The sequence below is a fragment of the Gracilibacillus saliphilus genome (genome assembly GCF_010994085.1).
In the GTDB taxonomy this organism is placed as follows: domain Bacteria; phylum Bacillota; class Bacilli; order Bacillales; family Amphibacillaceae; genus Gracilibacillus; species Gracilibacillus lacisalsi.
Window position 1 is genome coordinate 1 of the sequence record NZ_WJEB01000051.1, and the last position, 20,189, is coordinate 20,189.

The 20,189-nt window shown below is 36.7% G+C and carries 21 protein-coding genes; 9 read left to right on the forward strand and 12 right to left on the reverse strand.

Features of this window, described 5'->3' with window-relative positions; genetic code table 11:
• Positions 1–63: 63 nt before the first annotated feature.
• Together GHT08_RS21095 and GHT08_RS21100 are read right to left on the reverse strand one after the other, a co-directional pair.
• Positions 64–444 carry a YisL family protein gene (locus tag GHT08_RS21095; RefSeq protein ID WP_163583368.1) on the reverse strand — a complete coding sequence of 127 codons (381 nt, stop codon included), beginning with the start codon at positions 442–444 and terminating at the stop codon, positions 64–66.
• A 112-nt stretch (positions 445–556) separates the two neighbouring features.
• On the reverse strand, positions 557–1,735 hold the full coding sequence (locus GHT08_RS21100; protein WP_163583369.1) for a DUF418 domain-containing protein: 1,179 nt from the start codon (positions 1,733–1,735) through the stop codon (positions 557–559).
• Between the two features lie 157 nt (positions 1,736–1,892).
• Here GHT08_RS21100 and GHT08_RS21105 point away from each other — a divergent pair, with 157 nt between their 5' ends.
• Genes GHT08_RS21105 through GHT08_RS21130 form a run of 6 tightly spaced genes read left to right on the forward strand, consistent with a single transcriptional unit; the run spans position 1,893 to position 3,749 of the window.
• Positions 1,893–2,111: a spore germination protein gene (locus GHT08_RS21105; protein WP_163583370.1), complete on the forward strand. Its 219-nt coding sequence runs from the start codon at positions 1,893–1,895 to the stop codon at positions 2,109–2,111.
• Between the two features lie 11 nt (positions 2,112–2,122).
• Positions 2,123–2,329: a spore germination protein GerPB gene (locus GHT08_RS21110; RefSeq protein WP_163583371.1), complete on the forward strand. Its 207-nt coding sequence runs from the start codon at positions 2,123–2,125 to the stop codon at positions 2,327–2,329.
• A gap of 24 nt (positions 2,330–2,353) precedes the next feature.
• Positions 2,354–2,893, forward strand: coding sequence for a spore germination protein GerPC (gene gerPC / locus GHT08_RS21115; protein ID WP_163583372.1), 540 nt, complete (start codon positions 2,354–2,356; stop codon positions 2,891–2,893).
• A 6-nt stretch (positions 2,894–2,899) separates the two neighbouring features.
• Positions 2,900–3,106, forward strand: coding sequence for a spore gernimation protein GerPD (locus GHT08_RS21120; RefSeq protein ID WP_163583373.1), 207 nt, complete (start codon positions 2,900–2,902; stop codon positions 3,104–3,106).
• On the forward strand, positions 3,087–3,470 hold the full coding sequence (locus GHT08_RS21125) for a spore germination protein GerPE (RefSeq protein WP_163583374.1): 384 nt from the start codon (positions 3,087–3,089) through the stop codon (positions 3,468–3,470). The genes GHT08_RS21120 and GHT08_RS21125 overlap by 20 nt, the downstream gene beginning before the upstream one ends.
• Before the next feature lie 60 nt (positions 3,471–3,530).
• A complete protein-coding gene (locus GHT08_RS21130) occupies positions 3,531–3,749 on the forward strand; it encodes a spore germination protein (protein WP_163583382.1) in 219 nt (72 codons plus the stop codon).
• Positions 3,750–3,769: 20 nt separating this feature from the next.
• Here GHT08_RS21130 and addA read toward each other — a convergent pair whose 3' ends face one another.
• The 8 genes from addA to GHT08_RS21170 all read right to left on the reverse strand — a co-directional run bounded on the left by addA (position 3,770) and on the right by GHT08_RS21170 (position 14,679).
• The gene (gene addA / locus GHT08_RS21135; RefSeq protein WP_163583375.1) at positions 3,770–7,474 is read right to left on the reverse strand and encodes a helicase-exonuclease AddAB subunit AddA; all 3,705 of its coding nucleotides are present in this window, start codon (positions 7,472–7,474) and stop codon (positions 3,770–3,772) included.
• The gene (gene addB, locus GHT08_RS21140; protein ID WP_337747926.1) at positions 7,474–10,947 is read right to left on the reverse strand and encodes a helicase-exonuclease AddAB subunit AddB; all 3,474 of its coding nucleotides are present in this window, start codon (positions 10,945–10,947) and stop codon (positions 7,474–7,476) included. Before addB ends, addA begins: the two co-directional genes overlap by 1 nt.
• A 277-nt stretch (positions 10,948–11,224) precedes the next feature.
• Positions 11,225–11,794 (reverse strand): HAD-IA family hydrolase, encoded by a 570-nt coding sequence (locus GHT08_RS21145; RefSeq protein WP_238343641.1) that lies wholly within the window; start codon positions 11,792–11,794, stop codon positions 11,225–11,227.
• Positions 11,795–11,840: 46 nt separating this feature from the next.
• Positions 11,841–12,383, reverse strand: a complete 543-nt coding sequence (locus tag GHT08_RS21150) for an HAD-IIIA family hydrolase (protein WP_420370988.1) — start codon at positions 12,381–12,383, stop codon at positions 11,841–11,843.
• Positions 12,383–12,898 carry a GrpB family protein gene (locus GHT08_RS21155; RefSeq protein ID WP_163583384.1) on the reverse strand — a complete coding sequence of 172 codons (516 nt, stop codon included), beginning with the start codon at positions 12,896–12,898 and terminating at the stop codon, positions 12,383–12,385. Before GHT08_RS21155 ends, GHT08_RS21150 begins: the two co-directional genes overlap by 1 nt.
• Before the next feature lie 39 nt (positions 12,899–12,937).
• Positions 12,938–13,513, reverse strand: coding sequence for an NUDIX hydrolase (locus tag GHT08_RS21160; RefSeq protein ID WP_163583377.1), 576 nt, complete (start codon positions 13,511–13,513; stop codon positions 12,938–12,940).
• A gap of 24 nt (positions 13,514–13,537) precedes the next feature.
• Positions 13,538–13,900 carry a VOC family protein gene (locus GHT08_RS21165; RefSeq protein WP_163583378.1) on the reverse strand — a complete coding sequence of 121 codons (363 nt, stop codon included), beginning with the start codon at positions 13,898–13,900 and terminating at the stop codon, positions 13,538–13,540.
• 296 nt (positions 13,901–14,196) lie between these two features.
• On the reverse strand, positions 14,197–14,679 hold the full coding sequence (locus GHT08_RS21170; RefSeq protein WP_193568333.1) for a hypothetical protein: 483 nt from the start codon (positions 14,677–14,679) through the stop codon (positions 14,197–14,199).
• Positions 14,680–15,070: 391 nt separating this feature from the next.
• Between GHT08_RS21170 and GHT08_RS21175 the strand changes: the two genes are divergently transcribed.
• Genes GHT08_RS21175 through GHT08_RS21185 form a run of 3 tightly spaced genes read left to right on the forward strand, consistent with a single transcriptional unit; the run spans position 15,071 to position 18,602 of the window.
• Positions 15,071–16,489 carry an ABC transporter permease gene (locus tag GHT08_RS21175; protein ID WP_018933402.1) on the forward strand — a complete coding sequence of 473 codons (1,419 nt, stop codon included), beginning with the start codon at positions 15,071–15,073 and terminating at the stop codon, positions 16,487–16,489.
• A gap of 15 nt (positions 16,490–16,504) precedes the next feature.
• A complete protein-coding gene (locus GHT08_RS21180; protein ID WP_163583379.1) occupies positions 16,505–17,176 on the forward strand; it encodes an ABC transporter ATP-binding protein in 672 nt (223 codons plus the stop codon).
• Positions 17,169–18,602: a PASTA domain-containing protein gene (locus GHT08_RS21185; protein WP_163583380.1), complete on the forward strand. Its 1,434-nt coding sequence runs from the start codon at positions 17,169–17,171 to the stop codon at positions 18,600–18,602. Before GHT08_RS21180 ends, GHT08_RS21185 begins: the two co-directional genes overlap by 8 nt.
• Positions 18,603–18,658: 56 nt before the next feature.
• On the opposite strand, the gene GHT08_RS21190 is transcribed toward GHT08_RS21185, so the two are convergent.
• Both GHT08_RS21190 and GHT08_RS21195 read right to left on the reverse strand, forming a co-directional pair.
• On the reverse strand, positions 18,659–19,264 hold the full coding sequence (locus GHT08_RS21190; protein ID WP_163583381.1) for a DJ-1/PfpI family protein: 606 nt from the start codon (positions 19,262–19,264) through the stop codon (positions 18,659–18,661).
• 82 nt (positions 19,265–19,346) lie between these two features.
• Positions 19,347–19,970, reverse strand: coding sequence for a GNAT family N-acetyltransferase (locus GHT08_RS21195; protein WP_238343642.1), 624 nt, complete (start codon positions 19,968–19,970; stop codon positions 19,347–19,349).
• Between the last annotated feature and the right edge of the window lie 219 nt (positions 19,971–20,189).

Genomic DNA, 20,189 nt, shown 5'->3' on the forward strand with positions numbered 1-20,189 from the left:
AAAAGTATTTGACATTGTACGCTAGACAAAAAAAAGATCACGGAATTTTCTCCGTGACCGAATTTACCCCATAAATTGTACTCCAAATGGTAGTCTGCCAAAACCTAGAATAAGTACGATTAAAAAGGCTACAATGAGTTGAATCCAAGCACTTTTAGCAGGTTTTGCTTTATTTGTCTTGTTTAACACCATTTCCATTGCACCGATTACCCAGATTCCAGCAATCATTTTGACTATTACTTCACCTAGTATGCCAGCTGAATTTGTATATACTCCAGTATTGTTGATAAATAATAGGAAACCAGTAATAATAATCAATAAATAAACTAACCGCAAGATCATATGTACTATTTTTCCGGACTTGTTTCCATTTTTGTACATGGCATAGGACACTAATAATAGAATTAGTCCTACTACCCATGCCGTTATGTGCATGTGTGTCATCTTAAGTACACCCCCAATTATATTCTCATGACTGTATCATATCATGAAATGTCACAGATTTCATTAATCAAGAGTACCTTCACAATATTGTAAAGATATCTTTTTCTATTTGTTAATCGTTCCGTTGGTTTGACAGCTTTTTTTGATAAGTCAAACTTCTCCATATCCATTCCAGTGGACCACGTTTATATTTTTTCAACCATAAATAACTGAGTATCATTTGGACCGGATAGACGATAAGTCCAATTAATATCGTTTGAAAAGGGGTCAGCTGACCGTATAATCCAAATCCTATCGAATAAAATACAGTTATACCGATAATCGATTGCAGAATATAATTCGATAATGCCATTTTGCCGACATAACCAACCATTCTAAAAAATTTGGTAAGTTTATCATAAAGAAAAGCAATCGTAATGACGTAAAAAATAGCGGAAGCACTACCACCAATTGCATCTTGTAATCTTGAAAACCAAAATGGATTTCCAAATGTATAGGGTCCAGCCTTGAACACCATAAACAAAATCAAGGAGAAAATCCACCATATCCGCAATGTTTGTTTATGTTCTTGTAGGTCATGCAGCCATTTTTTTCGGGCAAAAAGGAAACCTATTAAAAATATCGGCAAAATATTTAACAATCCCAAAATAAAAGTAAATGGATTATTACCATACAGCCAATCATTAGCATTTTGTGTTATTATCTCGCCCCAACTACCTTGACCATAATGCTGGAATGCACTTTCAATTGCTCTCATATCGGTTAAATTACTGATATCTTCTAATAAACTTGCTAAAAATAATAAACCCGTCAACATAAGTGTCGGAATTAGTAAAAGGCAGATACTCCAGACGACTAATGTAACATTTTTACGATTCATAAATAAAAGTAACAAAAATCCGGTAATTGCATATGTAATGAGAATATCACCATACCACACTAAAAAGGCATGAATCAGACCGAATCCAAGCAAGATAAACAAACGCCGGGCCATCCATTTTTGAGGTGCTTCCACATTTTTCGCATGCAGATTTTCATTAATGATTTGCATACCAAAGCCAAACAAAAAGGAAAATAAGGAATAAAAACTTGCTTGAAAAAATATATCGATAATCATTTGCCAAAATCCCGGTTCGCCTGTTCCCCAAAAGTTAATACCATTGCCATAAATCATATACGGTGCATGAAAGGTTGGTAAATTCACCATAAAAATACCAAATATTGCGAATCCTCTTGCAGTATCAATCCATGGTAATCTTTTTGCATCTGCTAATGGCGTAGCATTATTCACAATTTTCCACTCTCCCTAGTTACTGTCTGCATTTATTTTACTTTATTTCGCAAAAATAAACTAGCATTATTAGGAAAATCGGTACACTATTTTCACATACTGCTGAACAATTCATAAAATAATTATGGAATGATGTATCAACGTTAGGATGATGTCTATGCCCGCAATTGTTGGTGCTGTAAAAGTGATCAACATCGGTAATTCCAGCATTTTTCATATTGGTGATATTTACAAAGTGCAGCCATATACAGTATCCAAAACCTTCGCTGGTGGTGGTTCCTTTAATACAGGGGATGGCATACGTGTACAGCTGCAAAATGCACAGACAACAATGGTAGACGATGACGAATTTGATCAAAATATATCGGGAATTTAGTAGGTGATCATGTGAATTTAACAGTAAACCAATCGATCTATATTCATTTCTTAAAAGTTGGAAGTGTCACGAATTCGTCCGTATTACAAATTGGCAGTACCGGAAAAATGCAAGCAATCTCTCAATTATACAATACAGGAGAATTTGAAGAACCTGCAGAGGAAGCAGTTCCACAAGGTGTAACAGAACCACCACTAGTCCCTTTATCACCTTATTAATATTCTCGTAAGGAGTGATTTCTGATGGATTATCAGATGATGGTATATTATATTACCCAATTACAACAGCAGGTCCAGCAATTATATAATCACATCAACTCCTTAGAGAATCGTATCCAACAATTAGAACAACAAAAATCTTCAAATAAAAATACAACGATTGAAAAGTTGGAATACCACTTTGACCAATTAAAAATTGAACGATTAGACGGAACGCTTCATATCGGGGTGACCCCTGAAGATTTACAATCTATGGATGAATTTTCTTTGCCTAATCATAACGGCGGACCATTACCACCTGTACACCAAGCATTAGAACAGTATGTTGACCAAGAATTACCTAGTTATTTACTATCATTGGAACAGCAATTCCATTATCCATTAGATTCAGGTTATCGACAAACATTACTAGACGATATTAAACAACAGATTACTAGTAGAATTGCTCACTATCAACAAGCCAATGTTCCTCCTGAACAAATGAATCAGCACATACTTTCTAATGTAAAAAACGAATTTCAAATAGGTCTTAGAAAATGGTTTGAAAACAAGCAAAAGGAGTAAATCATCATGTATTATACAGTCAATAATTGGAACCTAGGAGTTGGAAACATATCGGTTGTCGGTGTTTCAAGTTCCTCTCTCTTTATTGTCGGTGACAGTCATGAAATCGAACTATCCTCGCTTTTTGACACACCTCCTGAATCTTTTATCGTTGGTGCTGGTACTATTAACAGAGAAGAGGAAATAATTGATCATGATGCCACGCACGACTAATGTCAAGCAAACCAGAATAAACAGTATATCGCATAGTTCCTTATTTCAAATTGGTGATACAAAAGAGTTAAAACCTCAAGCAGATGTTCTCGCAGTACAAAAAGAAGGAGGCATTTCCTCTGACAAAGGATTTGAATTAAATCAATATCGAATCTTCAACACAACAATCCCATCGATCCCTGACCCTGAAATAGTAGTCAGTAATCATTGCCATCATCATCAGAATATATATGTCTCTAACATTGATGTTACGGCAATATCAACATCCGCTATTACACAATTAGGAAGTAGTAAAAAAATTAATTCACTTGCTCGACTAAAGCATATTCGGATTTTAAAGGATGAAAATGAAGAAGAGAACTAAGGATTGCTTTATGTGCTAGAAACAAGTTTCCTATCGATAAACAGAAAGGTTGTGATAGTTTTGCCTTCGATTGTAGGACCAATCAAAATTAATAGTGTAGGCGGTGGCGTAATCAATTTTGGTGACAGCTTTTATTTAGCACCAAAAAGTGCTGAAAAATCTGCTGCTGGTGCTGGTGCCAATAACACTGGAGATTTCTTAAATACTAATACCGGCTTTAATATTACGAATACCATTGATCCAGATTTAGCAGATCAAGTTGTAGGTGGAAATGCATAAGGAGAATGACTCTCCTTATGCTATACATTTATAAGCAAACTTTTATCAAAGAAATATAAATATTTTTCAATGACCGGTTGCTTCCAAATTTGTTCTAATGCTTTCGCATAAAGGTCAATTTGGATTAGATATCGGTTTTTTAGTTTTTCTTCTACTTGCGGACTAATCTCCTCATGAATCTGATCTGTTTTATAATCAAGCAAAATCAGACCTTGATCTGTTTTAAGGACACAATCAATCACACCTTGTAGAAAGATTCGTTCCTGACGCTCTTCCTTCCACTGTGGATATACTTCTTGTGCTGGCAAGGTTAAACTGAATGGAATTTCTCTTTCCACTTGTTCTGCTTCTACCAACCTCTTGCCGATATCAGTCTCCATAAAGGAAAGGATTGCCTCCGTATCAATAAAACTTGCCTCATCTGATGTGATCATTTCTTTCGCCTCTAATTGAGCAATAAATTCAACTAACGCTATTTCTGTCCAATCCTTTCTTAATGGTAAATGCTGCATGACTGTATGCATGGCTGTACCAATTTCTGCACGTGTCAACTTCTGCTCTTTCTGCATAAAACGTGGTCTTTTACGGATCGGAGCACGAAAAGGTTCAATGATTTTCTGATCACTATAGCTGTCGATCATTTCATGCTGTCGTTTCATTTCTGTTACCGTTTGTTTTGCACGGTAAAAGATAGAATCTTGGTATGGATACTGAAATTCTAAATGATTGGCCACTTTTTGCTCTAATTCTTGATCTTCAAGTGCTAAACCTTCCCACTCGTGAATGGCTGTTTCTAATGATTCGATCTGTTCACGATTTGTTTCATCAATGTCCTGGTATTCACTTTGATGGACACGATCCACCCTCCAAACCGAAACATCCTCCATTATTTCTTGTGGGATGTTTAACGGTTGATCGTCCTCTCTTAATAACTCACCTTTTTGATGACGGACTAAGCTCGCACCTACCCAGTCTAGATAAGATAGCGATTCTAATCGATAATAGGATGGGAGAACCCAGTCCTGGTGTGTGATAATATTTGTCCATTTCTTTTTCTTCTTTTCTAATGACCCTACTGTACCAATCATTACTACTTTTTCCTTCGCACGTGTTAACGCAACATAAAGCACTCGCATTTCCTCAGCTAGCATTTCTCGTTGCATTTGTTTTTTTATCCCATGATATATCAACGTCGGATACATAATCCGTTTGACAGGATCAATATATTTCGTAGCAAAACCTAGTTCTTTGTGTAACAAATATTTGGCACGTAAATCTTGTTGATTAAATTGCTTATCCATTGCACCGACTATTACTAACGGGAATTCCAACCCTTTACTCTTGTGAATCGTCATAATCCGCACAACATCTTCCTGTTCTCCTAATGCTTTCGCAGCTCCTAAATCATCGCCTTTCTCTTCCATTCGTTCGATAAAGCGTAAGAAACGAAATAATCCGCGGAAAGAAGTAGATTCATAACTTTTGGCACGATCATATAATGCGCGTAAATTTGCTTGACGTTGGCGTCCTCCTGGAATACCACCAACAAAATCATAATAGCCTGTTTCCTGAAAAATATCCCAGATTAAATGCGACAACGCTCCTTGTCGTGCTTCTTTACGCCACTGTTTCAACTGTTCCATAAAATATGCAACGGTCTCATGATCCGTTGTTTTAACATATTCTTTAAGTGCTTCGTAATAAGTTGCACCCTTTTTAGCGAGACGGATTTGCGCCAGTTGATCTTCATTTAGTCCAACAATTGGTGATTTCAATACTGACGCAAGTGGAATATCTTGTCTTGGATTATCAATTACTTTTAGTAAACTGATCATTACTTGAATTTCGATTGCTTCAAGATATCCTGTTGAAAGTTCTGCGTAAACTGGAATTCCCTGTTTCTTAAACTCTTCCATAATCGTTGGTGCCCACGTCATAGAGCGCAATAAAATAACAATATCACGATATTCTACGTTTCGTGGCTGACCAGTACCTTTGTCCATAATTTCTGTTGGCGCATCTCCATTTGCACCAATCCACTGTTTAATCTTGGCTGCGTAAGCACGTGCTTCCAGTTGAGCTTTTTCTAAGTCTTCTTCATTCTCGATCTCTTCATCAGGTTGGTCATTTTCATTGGATTCCTGATCAATGATAAGCAATTCGGTATCAATGTCTGGAAAAGGAACATTCTCATAATCTTTGTTGCCATAGATTAATTCGGCATCCTCATCATAGTCAATATCTCCAACTTTCTGATCAAATAACTGTCTAAAAATATAATTTGCAGCCGTTAATACTTGTTCTCGACTACGGAAATTTCGTGCCAGATCAATGCGATAGCCTGGATCTTCATCTTTCGCAAATCGTTTATATTTATCAATAAAAAGAGTTGGTTCGGCATGGCGAAAGCGATAAATACTTTGTTTGACATCACCAACCATAAACATATTGCCGCCATCCTCTTGATTGGATACTAGCGACAAGATCGTTTCTTGCACAATATTGGTATCCTGATATTCATCGACCATTACCTCTGTAAACTTCCGTTGCAAGTCTAATGCAACAGACGATGGTGTGCTACTTTCTTTATCTTCTAGCAAAATATCTAAAGCAAAATGCTCTAAGTCAGCAAAATCGACAAGTCCTTTTTCTTTCTTTGCTTCTTGATAGCCAGCCTTAAACTGTTTAATCATTTTCGTTAATTGGACGATAGTTGGATGAAGCTCCTGCATATCGTGAAGATGATCTACTAAACTTCTTGTGAACCAATCCTTGGCAATATTGCTCCACCTTTTTTTGATTTGATCACGAATTGTTTTAACCTTATCTTTTTTGTCTTCTGCACATTCCACTTTTTTACGAGATAATGCTTTAAATTTCCCACTAGCAAAAATGGTACGTGCTTCTTCCCACGATATATTAATCGCACCTTTAGCTTGCTGGATCATTTCCTTGTCAGCGTCAATTGCTTCTGCATAATGGTAAGGTCCATCACTTTCACGAGTAACTTCAAGTGCTTGTTCTACTAACGTCTCCATTACGTCCAGTTGATCGACTACTTCTTGCTTCAATAATTGTAGCCATGGAATCTCCGACTCTGTCATCTCGTCATCTACCTGATAAATGGTCGCCATCTGATCCAACCAGTAATCGGGATTCGGGTGCTGGATGGCGAATTCATACATTTTTAAAATTAACGATTCCACTTCTAAATCATTTCGGTCATTACTGAAACGATCCACAACAGCAAAAAAAGCCTCCTGCTCTGCTTCATCGGCTTCCCCATACCATGTTTCAAATAATTGTTCTAACACATCTTGCCGAATTAAATCTGCTTCGATGCTGTCTGCGATGCGGAAATTCGGATCAATGTCGATTTGATAAGCGTATTTTCGTACAAGCTCCATACAAAAGGCATGAAGGGTAGAAATCGACGCATTTTGTAATAATGACAATTGTTTTTTCAAATGATTAGAAGTCGGATTATTCTCTAGTGCTGATTCGATGGCGGATCCAACCCGATTTCGCATTTCCTGTGCTGCTGCATTTGTGAAAGTTACGACAAGCAAAGTGTCGATATCGACTGGCTGTTCTTTATTTAATAATTTTTGAATGATTCGTTCTACAAGTACAGCCGTTTTCCCTGATCCCGCGGCAGCTGCTACTAAAATATTTTGACCTGATTGATAGATCGCTTCTTCCTGTTCTTTAGTCCATTGCGGCATTACCCTTCACCCCGCTTGATTGCTTCGATTACTTCTTCATCTTTCATCTCTTTGAGCCTGCGATAATTATTTTCTGCCAGTGTCGGATCAAATTGACAGACCGAACGGAATTCACAGAATGTACAAGCTGTTAATTGTTGCTGTTGATATGGATTCAGATCAACTTTTCCTTCCGTAATTGCAAGTCCCGCATTTTCCATTAATTGATGGATATATCCTTGCAACTGATCAAAAATATCCCGTTCTGCTACATCGGAACCTTTATAAAAGGAACCATTCTTACTAAATCCTGCCGGAATAATATTACTTCTTCCTGAATCCAGTGATGTATCCATCATGCGGACAACATCTTCCTGATCTACTAAAAGTCCTTTCATTTTAAACTTTTTAAATATTTCCTGTTCGATTTTATCTTCTGTTAGAAAATCACTAGCTGAGATCATTGGATTATGAACGTGGAAATAGAGTACACCAGCTGGTGATGCCTTTTGGCCTAACCAATTTTCTGCATTTTGTAAGACAACATCTAAATAAGCTAACATTTGTAGAGCTAGTCCATAATAAATTTCTGTTAAATTCAACCCTTTTGAACTAGATTTATAATCTATGATTCGCAAATATAATTGCTCATTCTCGATTGCTTGGTCAACACGGTCAATCCTGCCTCTTAACATTAACGTATAATCATTTGGCAGGTTGACAGTCAGTGGTTCCAATTGATCTGGGTACCCAAATCCGACTTCTAAACCAACAGGCGAAAAGTTGGTTTTTCGAGCCTGTTCACTTAACACATACGTTGCCCTCGCGATGACATTTTCCAATTTACGTTGAATGTATTGATAACGATTCGAACTGTGTAAAATCTGATGCTGTAATACTGGTGCTAACTTTCCAACTGCACGATGGGCATATTTCTTCGCTTCTTGATCATATATATCAGAAAAACCAAGCCCTTCTTTTTGAACCCATTCGGTAATTTGCTTTAATGCTTCGTGGAAAAGTTGGCCGATATCTGGTGCATCAAGCTTATATGTTGGTCGTTCCTTAAGTCCTAAGCTATATTTGGCAAAATGCTGATAGGAACAGCGATGATACATTTCCAGCCTCGAAACACTTGCATTGATTTCTTTCTGGTATAATGCATCGACCGTGTCTTCTGCTAAATCTGTCGGCTTATTTTGGTAAAAGAGACTTTTTAATACACGTTGATCAATCGATGGTTGATCAGATTTTTCAATAAACCAGTTTAAGACATAGTCCCAGATATCATCGATTGGATAGCCTCTTAACTTCCTTGCGAGTTGGGCAGTTAACGCCCCCCTTGTTTTATTTGGTGTCGTTACAAAACGAGTTGCTTCTGTCATCTCTTCTGGATCTTGTAAAAATAACCGCTCTTTTTGAACCGGAAAAATTTCTTCGATTCTTTTGATTAATGGAGAGGCAACTTTTTGTTTTCCTTCCTCATTACTTATTGGATAACTCACCCATAAATAATCAGACGGCAGCGTAAACGCTAAGTAAACATAAAACCAATCATCTAACAATTGACGTTTACTTCCTTCTGCTAATTGTAAGCCATGCGTATGCAGTAAGGCACGTTCTTCTTCTGATATAAGGCCATCTCCACCAGGTTTCATCGGCCAGGTTCCTTCATTCACTCCTAACAAAAAGGCAACCTTAATGCCATGCATACGCGAACGGTCAATTGAACCTACCACAACATGATCAATACTCGGTGGCACGTGAGAAAATCTTAGTGAATCAAAGCCAGACTCTAACACGTTACGGAATGTCTGCAAGTCCATTGTTTCTTCACCAGCGACTTCCGTAATCTCTTCTAACAATTGAATCACCGCATCCCACACCTGGTCTTGCTCACGTCCTTTTTCGACTCTTCCTTCTTCATCATATTGATCACGCATATTCTCCAATCGTCCAGGTGCTCCAATTGTTTCTAACCATTCAAATAGAGCAATTGCTTTTTCTTTAATCGTCGGTAATTCCCGTAGCAATTGATCAATATCCGCAAGTGCTGCTGTTACTTTCTCCCGATAAGCATTAATTCGTTCTTGTGTTGATCGCTCACGGTCTGTTTGTGCTGATTGATCAAAACCTTTAAAACGTTGGAATATCCAAGGCTTATCACTTAACCATCTGTTCCTACCTCTTACACCATACTCCAACACATAATTTTCTAACTCATCAATTGCCTCTTGATCTAAGCGATGCTTACCTTCTCCTTTTGGAATAAACCCTGCTTTTAACAAGCGAAAGACTGCATCATATCGCCAGTTTCCTTCAATGACATCAAGCAATGATCTGATCGTTTCAATTAACGGATGATTGAGCATCGTCCTTTTTTCATCAACAAACGTCGGAATCTGATAATCATCAAAAACAGTAATAATGAGATCATGATAAACATCCGGCTCGCGAATCAGAATAGCAAGATCACGATAACGATACCCTTCATCCCGTACTAACCGAACAATTTCCTGTGCTGTTCCTTCAACTTCAGCACGTGGGTGCACCGCTTCCGCGATCCGAACGGGTGCTTGTTCCGAATAGCTCTGAACAGGACGACTATCAAAATAACGGTCTAAATGAACAAATGGTGTTGTCGCATTTTCATTTGTTGTTAGAGGAGTGACTTCTGTTTCCACCATCGTTTGTTCTGCTAATTGCTCTAATTGATGATAGGTTTCCTTTGTTTGATAGAAAAGGTCTAACGGTACTACCTCAGGATCGTGTACATCATCAACCGTTAACGTCACTGTGACATTTTCGCACTTTTTGAGCATTGCTTCTATCACTAATAATTCTTGTGGCGTAAATTGGTGAAAGCCATCTATGTAAACAGATGCGCCTTCTAAAAAGTTAGTCATTTCTAGTTTTTCTACTAACAGTTGTAACTGATCCTCACTATCCATGTAATGACCTTGTAAAGCAGTAGTCAACTGCTGATAAATATAAACTAAATCATCTAATTTATGTTGTAACGCTGTTTCACTAATTGTCTTATGCTGGAATCGATTCATTTCTTGTAACTGTTCACTAATTAATTCTGGTGTAACACAATAGCGTTTGAATTCGGTGATCATATCCTCTAGTTGTTCGATAAAACCTTGCTTTTCAATGGCCTTCTGGAATACTTTCCATTCATCAGTCCGCTCCTCGACAATTTTACGAAGCATCATTTGCATCCCTGTTGATGTAATGTATTTCTTTGTTGCTCCGCCAGTCAGCTGCATAACACGCCAAGCTAACCGCGAAAAACTATAGACTTGTCCGCGAATTGAGCCATTTATATCAGGATCATTTAATAACGCATATTCCTGTTGAAAGGTCATTTGATCTGGAACTAAATAGATAATCGGGGGTCCTTGAGGATTTTGCTTGAGTTCTTGTCTTATCTCTTGTAAGCATTGCTCACTTTTATTCACCGTTGCACTTCCAATTAAAAATCGCAACAAAGAAAACACCTACTTTCTCTATCTTCACGTCTATTTTACCATAGATTATAGCAAACGAATGTTCTGTTGTGAAGGAAAATGGTGTTTGGTTTGAATGTAATAGGCTACTTACTTATTTTCTCCAGGAAATAGAATCGCTAAAAGAATTACCTTATTTTTATCACATCCTAGAATCAACATCGACTTACACAGAGTACCTCATCAAAGATTTATTACTGCTTTACCTTTTAAATCACTTTCAATATCTCGGCTGGAGTATTTACTCGAAAATCTGGTTTCATTTTTTTACCACTTCAAAAGAGTCATACCCCCAGCTAACCCAGATTATTTTAACGCCAGTTTTTTTACAAGCTAGGATATCTCTTCTTTCATCTCCTACATAAATTACTTCTGAGGGCTTCAAGTTATTTCCTCTTAAAAATCTGTGGATTAACTTGTTTTTTCCAAATATACTGCTTGAACAGATAACATTTGTTATACTCGTTAACTTGTTGCTTTTTAGAAAAGTCATAATATTTTCTTTTGAATTAGATGATATAATGATAGTCTTATAGCCTTTTCTCTCTAATTCAGCTAACATTTCAGCAATACCATCATATAGCTTCACTTCATTTATGGATTCTCGATATAATTGATAGAACTTAGGCATCACGATTGGCATTTTAAACATCGGAAACTGCAAATATCTACCTCTTTCCTTGATAGACAGTTTCTTCATCTTTTCCATTTCATTCAAGTTTATTTCTCTAAAATAATACTGTTTCGCTAGGATATTCCAACTTTTCAAAAGCACTCTGCGTGAATCTGCCAGTGTCCCATCAAAATCAAAAATAACGTATTTTACCATCAAATGCACTCCAGTTCTAAAAATACCTTATATTATTTTATGTATGTTAGCTCTGCTTTGACAATAGCCAATCTACTGCTTCACGAAAATCATTAGCAATGAATTCTGGCGAAACTTCAGCCCATTTTCCAAAAAAAGCTTGATTTTGATATTGATGAAACGCTTTTTCTCCTGCACCTGTTTTCACTAAGATTTTGATACATCCTGCATCATGTGCTGCAACCATGTCTGTCCACCGATCCCCTATAACTACACACTCTTTTAAATCCAAATTGTTATCTTTTGCTGCTTGTAATAACATGCCTATTGATGGTTTTCGACATTGACATCTCTCGTGATGTTGGTGTGGACAAAGATACACTTTATCAAAGCCAAATTGCTTCAATTCTGCATCATATTTTTCTTTTGCTACTTCCCCTTTTGAGATAACTGGTTGATTGGTAAAAGAAAGAATAAGGTTACCTGATTCCTTTAATTCAATTAATGATTCCTTTACATATGGATACAATTGAAATTCTCCAGGAAAAATAACCGTGTCATTTCCTCCAATTGTTCCATCTCTATCAATAAAAACTGCTTGTGGCAAAATTATCTCTCCTTCTTTGCTCTTTCCACAATATTTTTGATGAAAGGTTCTTTTTTCTTTGTATATGTCTGTCGATCATGCTTATATACTGAAGCAAGACTTTTCTTTAAGACCTCATATTCTTGAGCTGCTTCTGGGTGTAATCTAAGATAATCTCGAAATAATAGCTTTTCAATCCATTCCCTACTATCATATTCACAAATATGCAAATGGGAAGTGCCCTTTCCCCACTCGCCCTTTCTAAAAAATTTTCTATTTTTAAGCTCTGGTTTAAGAACATACTCATACTCAATTTCCTTCAAAGGATTCACCAATTGATCTATCTCCTCTAATTTTTGTATACCTACTAGAATATCGATGATTGGTTTTGCTGCTAATCCTTTTATGGAAGTGCTTCCTATGTGCTCAATTGCAACAACTTTATCACCTAAGACTTCTATAATCCTATTTCTCTCTTTAGTAAACTTTTCTACCCATTTAGGGTTATAATCACGAATAGTAACAGTTGGTTTTGTCATCTTATTATCCTTATCTCTTTTCTGTTCCATCACCACTTGTTATTTTAGCCTTTCACTAGATTGAAAAAAGGAATCCATCATATAATTTTTCGCCATTAGGTAAGCTGTTACAGTAAATAGCTGACTTTTCACTTCATTTCCTAATAATTGATTACCAAAATGATCGAAATCCAACACCCTAACTTTCATGTTCTCCGTATCATCTAGGTCTTGTTCTTGTGATTTAAACGCTTCCAATATTAGAAAAGTTTTTATTTTATTATTTTGTGTAGCTGGATTAACATAATATTCACCTAAGAAAATAGGTTTTTGCAACGAAGAGTATCCCGTTTCCTCCTTCACTTCTCTGATCAAACCTTCCTCATGTGTTTCTTTCCCCTCTCTTTTTCCAGCAGGTACTTCTAAGAAGAAGTCTCCTCCTGCATGACGATATTGCTCTACCAGTACAATCTGATTCTCATTCGTTATGACAACCCCATTCACCCAATCGGAGTATTCATTCACATAATATTCATCAATCACTATCCCATTTGGAAGTTCGCAGCTATCTTTTCTAATATTCCCAAATCGACTTTTATGTAAATACTCTGTTTTTAATGTTTTCCATTTATCCATTGTTCTCCTCCAAACAAATATTCATTAAATTTCTTGTATCATCTCTACCCGATTACCAAAAGGATCTCTAAATTCAAAACGTTTGAAATTTGGAATTGGTACGGAATCAAATATTTCAATATGATGCTGTCCCAGAACCTCTCGCCAATAATCAACATCTTCTACTTGGTAAGCCAAATGTGCTTTGGTTTTAGTTCTGTCCACCCCATCTTCCGTTCCTACATGTACATCTCTATCACCAACTTTTAACCAGAATCCTCCACGGCCTTTTAAGGCTTCAGGCTTTTCAACTTCAGGTAAACCTAGTACACTACAATAAAAGTTTTTCCCTTCTTCTTCTGCACCTTTTGGAATCGTAATTTGTGCATGATGTAATCCTAGAATCATTTCAATTCCTCCTGAAAATAAGTTTTTGTTCCACAAGCTAAAAGAAAAATCATTATAGCATATGAATCAGAATCATGTATTAACTTTTCATAGGCTTTTTCAATGCTTTGAAATTCATCGTCCGTTAAGATACCATGTTTGTAAAAGGCTTCAAATCTCTTTGGATGAAATTGCTGCTGAAAGCCTTCTAAACCAACTAAATGCCTCTAAAACGATATCAGAAATTCCCACTCCAATGTTTTCTTGGTTTGAATTATAAGTTGAATGTGAGATATTTATTTTGGATCCCTCCAGTTCTAATCAAAGAAACCTACTAGATATGCTAATCCCATAAACACTACCCAAACTAAAATAGGTAACCCTAAACTTTTTAGCGCATGACTCCATTTATTTAGATTCTTTCCTCGTATTAAATAATCTGTTATAAAAAATATACCAGCTGCCAGCAAACTATACCAAAGCAAGATCAGCCCAAAAAGAATGTGTAAAATAAACGAGTAATATATTTTTAGATGTTCTCTCGTGCATTTCGCTATTAAACGTGCCACTACATCACTGATGATAGAAGTGACCGTTCCATAAACTAAAATGACAGGAAAACTGTACATCAAGTAAGCTGGTATAACTATAGTGAAGGCTTCTATATATTCGCCAACCGTTTGCATGTTTCCACCAAGTGGAGTAGGTACAAAGATGGCTAGAATGATCGCATATAAGGATCCGGAAACAGAAGCGGCCACTATTTTTCTAGCTATTTGTATTTCTTCTTTCCATATCATTGTCCATCAGCCTTTTTCTTGTCTAGTCTCACACGAGCGTTCCATTGCCTTTAACAAACTTAGTATACCATTATCTCCATTAATTGGAAACCTGCCTTTTGAAATGTTTGAATAAGGCTAGAATAGTTGAATAGTAATAGATATATTTGTAGAAAAATGCACAAATGTAGGTTTTCAGCATCGTTTTTTGTCACTCCCCTCCTCTTTTTATCCTAATAATACATAAAAATTTGCTATTATATGAAACTTTTTACAGCAGGAATTCGTCTAACAGTAATGAGGGATTATGTGCAAAAACACACCAAGATAAATCCACACTTCTTTTTTTTGCAATTATCTTCATCATGACTCAATCATTGATTCAATAAGAAACAAGAACAGGGGGAAGGAAATGAATTTTTTCAAACGTGGTTTATTAAGTATTACTAGAAGAAAGGGAAAATCTCTAATTTTACTTGCTGTCCTATTTATTTTAGGAAATGTGATAGCAGGAGCCATCTCCATTTCACAAGCGACAGCTAATGTCGAAGAATCTATTAAAGAACGACTCGGAACAGGTGCAACACTTGAGCTAGATTATGAAGCACTTGATAGTATGGATGAATCAGAAATGATGAATTTCGAGATTCCAAATTTAGGTGAGGAATTAATTAATCAAATTGGTGAACTTCCTTATGTTAAATACTATGATTATAATACCACAACCTTCTTAGCTTCTGAGGAAATCGAAAGCTATAATCCGATGATGGAAGAAGCAGAAGGAGAAGTCGAAATGGCAGGGATGGGGCCACAATTTCAACTAAAAGGAGTCAATTATGCCCCACTACTTGATATTGAAGAAGGTAAAAGTGAACTTGTCGATGGGCGCGTCTTCACAGATGAAGAGATTGAAAATGGAACGCCTGTAGCAATTATTTCTAAAAAACTAGCAGATTTGAATAACCTTCAGGTTGGTGATACCTTTTCCTTATCGAACCAAATATATGAATTTAGTGAATCTGGCGAAGAAGAAGTGTTAGATTCTCGAGACGTACCATTAGAAGTGATTGGTATTTTTGAACCTAAAACCGTGAATAGTGATTCCGAAAACCCTGAAGAATTCGATTACATGGATATGGATTTTCAAAATACGATCTATGTAGCCAATGCACTTGTTTCACAAGAAATGGAATTTGCAGTTGGCGACATGCCAGAATATGAAGATTATTACGTACCATTCTTTGTATTAAATGAACCGGAAGATGCAGAAGCTTTTGAAGAAGAAGTAAGTCCATTACTACCAGAACTATTTATTGTTCGCCATGCAAGTGATTCGTATGATTCGATTGCTGCACCAATTGAATCTATGTCTAACTTATCGAAATATGTTTTGATTGCTTCCGTTATCACGACCATTCTTATTATCGGTTTAGTAGTCTTACTATTCCTTAGAGATCGCAAACGCGAATTAGGCATCTATCTTTCACTTGGTGAAGCTCGTATGCGAGTGGTAGGGCAAATTATTACGGAAGTATTGATTATTTCCATTATTGGGATGACACTATCTTTATTTACTGGAAATCTATTAGCGCAAACCGTTTCTGATTCTTTGATTGATAATGACAATAATCAAAGAGAAGATGAGATTTATTACTACACAGAAATGCAAACAGATCTCACAACAGAAGATGTAATAGACGCTTATGAAGTGAGCTTAACAGGAGACTTTATTTTACTATTTTATGCCGTGGGAATTATCACGATTCTTCTATCAACCGTGATTCCTTTAATTTATATTATTCGATTAAATCCTAAAAAAATAATGATGTAAGAGGAGGTTAAACAGATGATCTTAGAAGCAAAAGACTTGAATTATTACTACCAAGACGGTGAAAGTCGTCGTTTTGTCTTAAAGAATACTAATGTTTCCTTTGACAAAGGAAAATTTTACACGATATTAGGACAATCCGGGTCTGGAAAAACAACGCTGTTGTCTTTACTTAGTGCAATGGATACGCCACACAACGGAGAAGTTGTTTTCGACGGAAAAAACATTCTAGAAATTGGACATGATAATTATCGCAGAAATAAAGTGGGTATTATTTTTCAAAGCTACAACCTGATACCAACCTTTACCGCTGTTGAGAATGTATTAGTTTCTATGTCCATTACCGAAAATGAATTACCGGATGACCACAAAACTGTTGCATATAATTTGTTAGATTATATTGGCATTTCCCAAGATAAAGCAAATCGTACGGTTAATAAACTGTCAGGTGGAGAGCAGCAACGTGTGGCAATTGCACGGGCGCTATCTACTAACGTTGAACTAATTCTTGCCGATGAGCCTACCGGAAATCTAGATGAAGAAATGGAACAGGAAATCATCGATATTTTTAAGAAATTGGCGCATGAGCATGAGAAGTGTGTGATTATGGTTACGCATTCCAATGATATTGCGGAACAGTCTGACCAAACATTTTATTTAAAGAAAGGCGTCTTGAATACCAATGAGTGATTTTCTTTCTAATTTTGACAAAGATAATTACGATAAACTGCCTAAAGAAAAAAAAGAGCCATCAACCAGTAATGAGAAACCAGACCAAGAGCTGCCTAAGGAAGAATCGTTTCCTACTGAGCAAAAAAGCGTGAGAAATCCTTCGCGTGACAACCATGAACATATTGAAATCGATCCAGATTACCAATGGAAGAAACGCAAGAAATTAATTATTTATATTGCTCTTGGAGTTCTTGCATTATTGTTAATTGCCTTCTTATACTACAGCATTCGCTATGTCGATATGGAGGATTTTGTTGGCGGGCCAGTTGCCGATGCAAGAGCATGGGCAGATGAGAACGATATGGAGATAGAATTAACGCAGGAACACAGTATGGAATATGATGCTAATCAAATTATCGAACAAGGCTTAGCAAAAGGAAAAAAGGTTAAAAAAGGATCAACGATTACCCTAACCAGTAGTATTGGCGCAGATCCAGAAGAGCATATCGAATTACCTGAATTTTCCGAAATGACTAGAAGCGAAGTCGAGGCTTGGAAGGAAGAAAACAGAGCAGAAAACTTACAAATTGTTACGGAGTTCAGTGAGGAAGTGGAAGAAGGAGAATTCACCCGCTTCGTTATGAGAGATGAAGATATAAGCGAAGAAGAGTATCGACGCCAAGATAATGCAAGTGTTTATTTCTCCAAAGGGGAAGAAGTCTTTGAAGAAGATATAGAAGTACCTGATTTTGTTAATAAAGGTAAAGAAGAAGTAGAGCAATGGGCTGATACCAACGAAATTGAAATAACCTACAAAGAAGAAGCATCCAATGACATTGAAGCTGGTTTAGTTAGTAAGCAAAATATTGATCCTGAAACAATGATTGCCAAAAAGGACGAAATGGAAGTCACGATTTCACTTGGAAAATCTGTTGAAGTACCGAATTTTGCGTCGCTCTCCATGGAAGAGGCGGCAAGCTATGAAGGTCTATCCGTAACAGTGAGACAACGATTCCATAATAAAGTAAAGTACGGAAATTTAATCGCCCAATCTATTGAACCAGGAACAGAATTAACCGATCAGGATAATAAAAGTATTACTGTCACTTACTCAGAGGGCAAACCATATTTAAGAGATTACCGCGGACAATTAGAAGGAGATTTACCACGTCTGTTCTATGAGGACTATCAATCTAAAGGAGCAGATATCTCCTACATAGTTAAATATGTCGATGCACCTGAAGTGAAGGGTACAATTGTCGGGATGAGCAACTTTAATTCCTTTGTTTCCATGGACTACACCGTAGAAATTCGCGTAAGCAACAATAAAGACGCTGATCCTGGATCCTTTGACAGCCCAGGAGGAAATGAAGCACCTGAAGAAATCGAAGAAGAGTTAAGTCCGGAAACAGAGGATTCTGAAGAGGAGCAGGTCGAAAAATAAGAAAAATCTCCTAATAGTAGTGAACCTACTATTAGGAGATTTTGATCAAAGCATTACTAAGGTCTATCTTGGAAAAAGCTATCATATTCCATCCTCTTCGCTATTTCCGCTGCAACGTTTCTTCCATAAATACGCGAAATAAGATAAAAAGACATATCAATTCCTGCTGAGATCCCTCCAGAAGTAATAACCTTCCCCTCATCTATAAACTTTACATTACGCTGAACAGCTACCAATGGAAACTCCTTTGCCAATCTGTCTTGGTCCATCCAATGTGTCGTTGCCTTCCTTCCATTTAATAATCCTGCTTTAGCTAAGAGTAATGCTCCTGTGCATACAGATGCGATACATTCGACTTGTGAGTATCGCTGATTAATCCACTCAATCAGGTTAGAATTATTTATTTCAATTTCTTCTGCACCGTAACCTCCTGGCACAACCAAAATATCTAATGCAGGATGATTATGAAAATTATAATCCGGGCTCACCTTCAGACCATTTTTGGCTTTAATCATTTCTCCATCTTCTGAAATAGTGATCACGTTAAGAGCCTTTGTATCTAAATCCGTTTTCGTTGTTAATGAAAAAACTTCAAATGGCCCTGCAAAATCCAATACCTCTACTTCATTAAATAGTAAAATACCAACTGTACGTTGTGACATATTTCTCTCCACTCGTTTCACTGAATTTATGTATCATGCCATCAAAAATTTTCTGACCTCTCATTATCTTGTATTTCTCCGTTTATCCAATCGGAAAACAATATCCTCTATATTCAAATTTTTTAGTAAACCCTAACTTCTCAGCAACCGCAACAGATGGACTATTGTCTACCATGCAATCCCAATATGGTATTTCATTTTTCTCGAAACATTCTTGCACAAAAAGATGAGCAGCCTTTTGTGCTAACTTTTGGCCTTGATGCTCTTCTACTGTTTCGATATTTATGCACTGAAGTTTGTTAGCAACAAAACCAGAAAAACAAATACTGACGATCTGATAATCATAAACCATACAATAACCAATACCTATTTCAAAAAAACGTGAAGATGAAGTCCAAAACTCTGAAATATTGGTTTGTAAGAATTCCATATTTTCAATCGCATTATTTTCATAAAGCTCCTTATCTATTTTCATCATTTGATATTGGTGATCCATGATTGGCTCATTGTCTGCTCTATAGTTCGCTTGGGAGAGCTGATATACTCGTTGATTCCAACTTTCTAATTTTCGGTGCTTAAAGATGTTTTCTATCACTGGGTTCCATTCCGGATGGTGTGCTATTATTTCTAGATCATTCAATCCTTGCATTTTTGCTTCGGGGAAAATATTTTTCTCTATGAAGTGGTCTAATTGTTTTCTAAACACCACGTTTTTCTCATTGCCTAATGAACCTCTCATCACTAAAGTGACGAGTTTCTAATGTATCAACTTCAACCGATGCTTAACATTAGTGGGCGGGACACGACGCCCTCTATCCCCTCGGCAAAAGCGTTAGGGACTACTTTTCTTATGATATTTCCCGCTGCATTCACATCAGCGTGGATATAAGTGTTCTCTTTGGTCCGATATAACCCTCGTTTTACT

Excerpts from the sequence above, each read along its gene's own strand:
- GHT08_RS21180 (WP_163583379.1), top strand. The coding sequence starts at position 16,505 with ATGATCTTAGAAGCAAAAGACTTGAATTATTACTACCAAGACGGTGAA.
- GHT08_RS21185 (WP_163583380.1), top strand. The coding sequence starts at position 17,169 with ATGAGTGATTTTCTTTCTAATTTTGACAAAGATAATTACGATAAACTG.
- GHT08_RS21095 (WP_163583368.1), bottom strand. The coding sequence starts at position 444 with ATGACACACATGCACATAACGGCATGGGTAGTAGGACTAATTCTATTA.
- GHT08_RS21145 (WP_238343641.1), bottom strand. The coding sequence starts at position 11,794 with ATGGTAAAATACGTTATTTTTGATTTTGATGGGACACTGGCAGATTCA.
- GHT08_RS21120 (WP_163583373.1), top strand. The coding sequence starts at position 2,900 with ATGTATTATACAGTCAATAATTGGAACCTAGGAGTTGGAAACATATCG.
- addA (WP_163583375.1), bottom strand. The coding sequence starts at position 7,474 with ATGCCGCAATGGACTAAAGAACAGGAAGAAGCGATCTATCAATCAGGT.
- gerPC (WP_163583372.1), top strand. The coding sequence starts at position 2,354 with ATGGATTATCAGATGATGGTATATTATATTACCCAATTACAACAGCAG.
- GHT08_RS21155 (WP_163583384.1), bottom strand. The coding sequence starts at position 12,898 with ATGACAAAACCAACTGTTACTATTCGTGATTATAACCCTAAATGGGTA.
- GHT08_RS21175 (WP_018933402.1), top strand. The coding sequence starts at position 15,071 with ATGAATTTTTTCAAACGTGGTTTATTAAGTATTACTAGAAGAAAGGGA.
- GHT08_RS21125 (WP_163583374.1), top strand. The coding sequence starts at position 3,087 with ATGATGCCACGCACGACTAATGTCAAGCAAACCAGAATAAACAGTATA.
- GHT08_RS21190 (WP_163583381.1), bottom strand. The coding sequence starts at position 19,264 with ATGTCACAACGTACAGTTGGTATTTTACTATTTAATGAAGTAGAGGTA.
- GHT08_RS21170 (WP_193568333.1), bottom strand. The coding sequence starts at position 14,679 with ATGATATGGAAAGAAGAAATACAAATAGCTAGAAAAATAGTGGCCGCT.
- GHT08_RS21105 (WP_163583370.1), top strand. The coding sequence starts at position 1,893 with ATGCCCGCAATTGTTGGTGCTGTAAAAGTGATCAACATCGGTAATTCC.
- GHT08_RS21165 (WP_163583378.1), bottom strand. The coding sequence starts at position 13,900 with ATGATTCTAGGATTACATCATGCACAAATTACGATTCCAAAAGGTGCA.
- GHT08_RS21160 (WP_163583377.1), bottom strand. The coding sequence starts at position 13,513 with ATGGATAAATGGAAAACATTAAAAACAGAGTATTTACATAAAAGTCGA.